The sequence below is a fragment of the Streptomyces sp. NPDC058964 genome (genome assembly GCF_042741275.1).
GTDB lineage: Bacteria > Actinomycetota > Actinomycetes > Streptomycetales > Streptomycetaceae > Streptomyces.
The window spans coordinates 5,465-10,499 of record NZ_JBHYKH010000315.1 but is presented as its reverse complement, the minus strand read 5'-3'; the positions used below and the strand labels follow the sequence as shown (position 1 = coordinate 10,499).

Sequence of the window (5,035 nt, the reverse complement as noted above, 5' to 3'; positions counted from 1 at the left end):
TAGCGGGGCCGGCGCGCGGGCCGCAACACCCGCGGGCCGACCCCCCGCCCCACACTATGGGGAACCCCCGTGGCCGCTCCCCGCGCCCCCCAGCGGCTCCAGCTCCTGGGCGGCGCCGCACAGCGAGCACAGCCGTACGCCCTCCTTCTCGGCCGTTTTGGGTCGATCCCTATGGGCGCAATGGGTATTGGGTGTCCGTCGCGAGGAGTGAGGCGTGCCGACGGACTGACTGTGATCGGCGTATCTGGCCGGCTGAGCGGTGTTCGTCCTGGTGGGGTGGGCTGGCGCAGGGTGTGGGGGCGGTCGCGGATCGCTTCTGCGGTCGCTGACGGGTGGTTGGCCGCTTTGAGGGGTGGTGCTGTGCCGAATGTTGACTCTTTTGGAGGGTTTGTCAGTGCCCGCTGCTAGACCAATTCCTCGTACCCAGGCTGCAAGTGGCGGCCTGGGGCTGCCAGGAGGAGGACATGGTGGACAAGGCACCCGAGGGGTATCACGTGGTCCGGCGGCACTTTCGGCGCAACCCGCGGCCGAAGGGGAGGAAGCTCAGCGGCTGGATGATTGCCGGGCTGGTTGCCGTGGTGTGGTTATGGGGGCAGGTCTTTGGTTTCGGTGAATCGGCTTCCGGCAGCACGCCCGCGCCTGGGCCGTCGGCCACGATGTCGACGCCGGCACCGGCGGGGCGTTGATGGGCCGTACCGGGTTCCGGGTGCGGCGTCCACGTGGCCGGACCGAGCAGCTGGCTGCCGGTGCCGTGGTGGCGGCCGTGGGATGGGCGCTGACCCGGGCGGTGGTGGTGGCCGGCCAGGCTGTGGTGCGGTGGTGGCCGGCGCTCGCCGTGGTGGCGGCCGTGTTTGCGGGCTGGGGGCTGTGGCGTGCGGTGCAGGCGGGCCGCCGCCGGCGGGAGCAGGCCCGGCGGCTGGCCCGGCTTCGGCTGACTTTGGCGGAGCTTGATGTGCTGGGTGACCGGGAGTTCGAGTATGCGCTGCGTGATCTGCTGATCAGGGACGGGTGGACGGCGCGGCAGGTCGGTCGGGCAGGGGATCAGAGCGCGGACGTCATCGCCGAGCACACCCGATACGGGCGCCTGGTCGTCCAGGCCAAACACACCCGCGTCGGCGGCCGTGTCGGCTCGTCCGTGATGTACCAGCTCAAGGGAACAGCCGGTCCCGCCCACGGCGCGCATGCCGCCGTCGTTGTCACCAATGGGCACGTCACCCGCGATGCCAAGGAGTGGGGCCGGCGCCACCGCATCGGCTGGGTGGACAGGGATCGCCTGGCCCGGTGGGCCCAGGACGGCATCCCACTTGACCAGTTGCTGCGACTGCCGCCTTCACTCCGGCGCAGGGCCGGATTGCGGACTGCTACGGCAGTGGGGGAGGGGCATCGGTGAACGACATCGGCACTTCGTGAGCTATTTGCGCAATTAGTCGGAGTCGCTGAAGGACATGGGAAGTGTGTACAAGCGCTGTCCCGTAATTGATCACGGTCGTGCTTGCTGACCTGCCTGCTCTCGGTTCAGCCGGTGATGGTGAGGTTGTGGAGGCGGGCGATGCCGAGCATGGCGTGGTGGACGCCGTCGCCCTTGAGGCGGCAGTCGCGGAGGATCTTCCAGGTCTTCATGCGGGAGAAGGTGTGCTCGACGCGGGCGCGGACCTTGCGGTGGGAGGTGTTGTGTTCCTCTTTCCAGCTCGGGAGTCCGGCCTGGCCGGGTTCTCGGCGGTGAGGGATGATCAGGCCAGTGCCCCGGTAGCCGCCGTCAGTGTTCACGGTGGTCCGGCCGATGGCGTCCTTCACTCCGGACAACTCCCATGCCTTGCAGTCGCTGCGGTTCCCCGGGACCGGCCGGCCGACTGCGACGACCGGACAGGTGTCGGCGTCATGACGACCTGGTGGTTGGTGGAGTACCTGTAGTTCTTCGACTGCTCGGCGATCGTGTGGTCACCGGTGGGGACCAGGGTGCCGTCGACGATCAGCACGGTGTCCTTCCGGAACCTCGTGCGAGGCTGCAGGGCGCGCGGTGGCACGAGGTGGGCAATGATCCGGTCCGCGGCGGACTTGGAGACCCCGAACAGCGGGGCGAGCCGCCGCAAGGTGAGGTTCGTCCGCAGGTACGCGGCCACCAGCAAGACTCTGTCCTCCAGCGGCAGGCTCCAGGGGCGACCTCTGCGCACCAGATCGGTTCCCTCCCACCGCAACGCGGTCACGAGCTTCGTGAACTGTCGAGGGCTCAGCCCGGCGGAGGGGGCTATCCAGGAGGGTTCCGACGCCGTGGTCGCACCAGCCACGGCGAGATCGTCTCACCTTGATCATGCTCCAGGGCCCGCAGCCTCTGGCGGGACATATCTGGGTCGCCCGGCCGGATTCGGCGTGAGAGCCTCCTGCCCGTGGCTACTGAAACCGAGGTGGGAGAGCTGTTGCACCAGCGCGGCTGGCGGACGGCATTCACGGTCGCTGAAAGGGTGAATGCGTGGGCCGCCCTGGTGAGTGTCATCGAGCGCGGCTACGGCGACGACATCTACGAGTACACCAACGACCTCTACTGCCGAAACTGGCTACACGAGGCGTGGCTCCTGCTGGACGAGCACATCGTCCAGCTCTGGACCCCGCGGATCAAAGCTCTGGACGACCGCTACAAGGCCGCGACCGTCGACGACGACGGCCAAGCGCTCGACCAGTTTCACAGGCTGCCCGGCCCTGACCTGTGGTGGTGGCGGCGACACCCCCGCATCCTCACCGGAGACCTCGGGCGTTCGCTTCGCTCGGCCGGTGCCATCGGCACCGACGCTGACACAGCATGACCGCCCTCAGCCTCGTGGGTTACGGGACAGCTCTTGGCTGCAGAGAAGCCCAGTTCATGGTTGTGCTCCCCGCGCCCGCGGGGATGGTCCCGTGCAGAGCGTCGTCTTCGGCTTACAGCTGGTGTGCCGCCGAACGGCAGCACACCAGCCTGCCTGGAGAAAGGCTGGCCGCCCCAGCTGGTCCACAGGCTGGCGAAGGAGGTGATGGGCCTCAACGAGCAGATGCATCGGCCGAGATCCCGTTTGCAGCAGCTTTTCGGAATTGCGAGTGGGCGGAGGTAATTTCCTTCGGCCTACCGAGTGATTTTTCGATCCAGACCTCTGGTAAAAGGTTGCTCCGCGGACAAGATCGTCCTGAGGTGCGGCAGGGTGTCGCCGTACGAGTGCACGACCGCTCGCGATACCTGGAACTGCCGAGAGGTGACCGCCATGTCCTTCCTGGGGAAATCCCTTCGCGCTTTTCCCGCCGTCACCCTGGGAGTTGCACTTATGGGGATGACCGCCGGCCCCGGGCGAGCGGTTCCAGACGGGCACCAGAAAACACAGAAAACTGCCCGGGCTTCCGATAAGTGGCGCGAGACGGCCGTCCAGTACGCAGACGCCCACTGGAACTGGACCACATGGGACGACACTACCCCCCGGGCGAAGGACGGCCAGGCACAGCCCTATTTCGAGTGCGCCGAGTTCGTCGCTCGCGCCCTTGCCGCGGGCGGCCTCGTCCCCGGACTGAAGCCGGATGATCCTCAGGACTCCTATTACCACTACAAGGCACCGAACGGCAAGGAATACGATCTCCTGCTGATCTCGGACGTCATCGGCTACCGAAGCCTCTACGACTTCATCATGGACTACGATCTCGGCGCGGACGTCGGTGACGACCCCGCCAAGGCTCAGCCCGGCGACGTGGTGGTCATCTTCAACTCGGACTACTCGAACAAGCTGCACACGGGTCTCGTGGCGCAAGAGGTGAAGGGCGACGCGGATTCGACCGTCGACGCCCACAACAAAGCGCACTACCGACGCACGTACCAGAAATTCGACGCGGACGGATACGCCCACGTCATCCATATCGATCCGGGTGTGATCAAATCACAGAAGCCCGCCGTTCAGCCGCCCTCCGACCCGGACCTCATCCGATCCCACGCCAGTCACACCCGCCCCTCCTAAGGGTTGTCCCGTAATGGCTGGCCGCAGTGGGACGATCTTGATGTGGCTGGTGTGATCACGGCGTCTGAGCCGTCATGGATAGGCCCGTCCACCGGCCTGAGCCCGCACTGTTTCCGTGCGCTGGTCACTGCGCTGCGCCGTGAAGGGGCTGATGCCGTGCGTCGAGGACGACCGTGGAGCCTGCCGCTGGAGGATCGGGTGTTGCTGGTCACGGCCTACTGGCGCACGAACTTGACGATGCGCCATCTGCCCCTGCTGTGCGGGATCTCGAAGTCCGCGGCTGACCGGATCATTGATCAGGTCAGCCCACTCCTCGCACTGCGCCCCCGGTTCCGCTTCGCCAAGGACACCGTGCTCATCGTGGACGGGACCTTGGTACCCACCCGCGACCACGCAATGGCCGAACAGTCCAAGAACTACCGGTATTCGACCCCCATCAGGTCGTCATCGATGCCGACACCCGCCTCGTCGTCCGGATTGGCCGACCGCTGCCGGGCAACCGCAATGACTGCAAGGCGTGGGAGGAATCGGGAGTCAAGGCCGCCATCGGCAAGACCACGACCATCGCCGACGGCGGCTATCCCGGCGCTGGAGTCGTCATGCCCCATCGTCGGCGGGCGGGCGAGGAGCTGCCTGTCCGGCCGCAGGAACACAACCGTGCACACAAACAAGTCCGCGCCCGCGTCGAGCATGCCTTCGCCCGCATGAAGACCTGGAAGATTCTCCGCGACTGCCGCCTCAGGGGCGACGGCGTCCATCACGCGATGCTCGGCATCGCCCATCTGCACAACCTTGCGCGCAGCACGTGACCACACTCAACCGAAGCCATGCCCGTTCAAGATTCGCCGGGCAACATCTGGACCAGGCTTACCCCAGCTCCCTCGTCCACCCAGATGCGGGTAAGCACGGACCCTCCAGCAGTCGGCGGCCAGCGCGACCGATGCTTGGGCGGGCAGCCCGCCGCCGGGATACAGCGAGGGACCGGATTATCCGCAGCCGGTGCCGCGGCCGGGCGGGCCGGCGTCGGGCCCCGCCGGGGGACCCCCACCCGCCCCCGCCCGGGGAGCGCC

Annotated in this window: 4 protein-coding genes and 2 pseudogenes; 5 read left to right on the top strand and 1 reads right to left on the bottom strand. The window is 67.1% G+C overall.

Features of this window, described 5'->3' with window-relative positions:
- The first annotated feature begins 464 nt into the window (after positions 1–464).
- A complete protein-coding gene (locus tag ACFW2E_RS30745; RefSeq protein ID WP_384470338.1) occupies positions 465–686 on the top strand; it encodes a hypothetical protein in 222 nt (73 codons plus the stop codon).
- The gene (locus ACFW2E_RS30740; protein ID WP_384470337.1) at positions 686–1,390 is read left to right on the top strand and encodes a restriction endonuclease; all 705 of its coding nucleotides are present in this window, start codon (positions 686–688) and stop codon (positions 1,388–1,390) included. The genes ACFW2E_RS30745 and ACFW2E_RS30740 overlap by 1 nt, the downstream gene beginning before the upstream one ends.
- 125 nt (positions 1,391–1,515) lie before the next feature.
- On the opposite strand, the pseudogene ACFW2E_RS30735 reads toward ACFW2E_RS30740, so the two are convergent.
- A pseudogene (locus ACFW2E_RS30735) lies at positions 1,516–2,285 on the bottom strand (transposase).
- A gap of 99 nt (positions 2,286–2,384) precedes the next feature.
- Here ACFW2E_RS30735 and ACFW2E_RS30730 point away from each other — a divergent pair.
- The 3 genes and pseudogenes from ACFW2E_RS30730 to ACFW2E_RS30720 all read left to right on the top strand — a co-directional run bounded on the left by ACFW2E_RS30730 (position 2,385) and on the right by ACFW2E_RS30720 (position 4,774).
- Positions 2,385–2,798 carry a hypothetical protein gene (locus ACFW2E_RS30730; RefSeq protein WP_384470336.1) on the top strand — a complete coding sequence of 138 codons (414 nt, stop codon included), beginning with the start codon at positions 2,385–2,387 and terminating at the stop codon, positions 2,796–2,798.
- Between the two features lie 429 nt (positions 2,799–3,227).
- Positions 3,228–3,965, top strand: a complete 738-nt coding sequence (locus tag ACFW2E_RS30725; protein WP_384470335.1) for a hypothetical protein — start codon at positions 3,228–3,230, stop codon at positions 3,963–3,965.
- 42 nt (positions 3,966–4,007) lie between these two features.
- Positions 4,008–4,774, top strand: a pseudogene (locus tag ACFW2E_RS30720) (transposase).
- Positions 4,775–5,035: the final 261 nt, after the last annotated feature.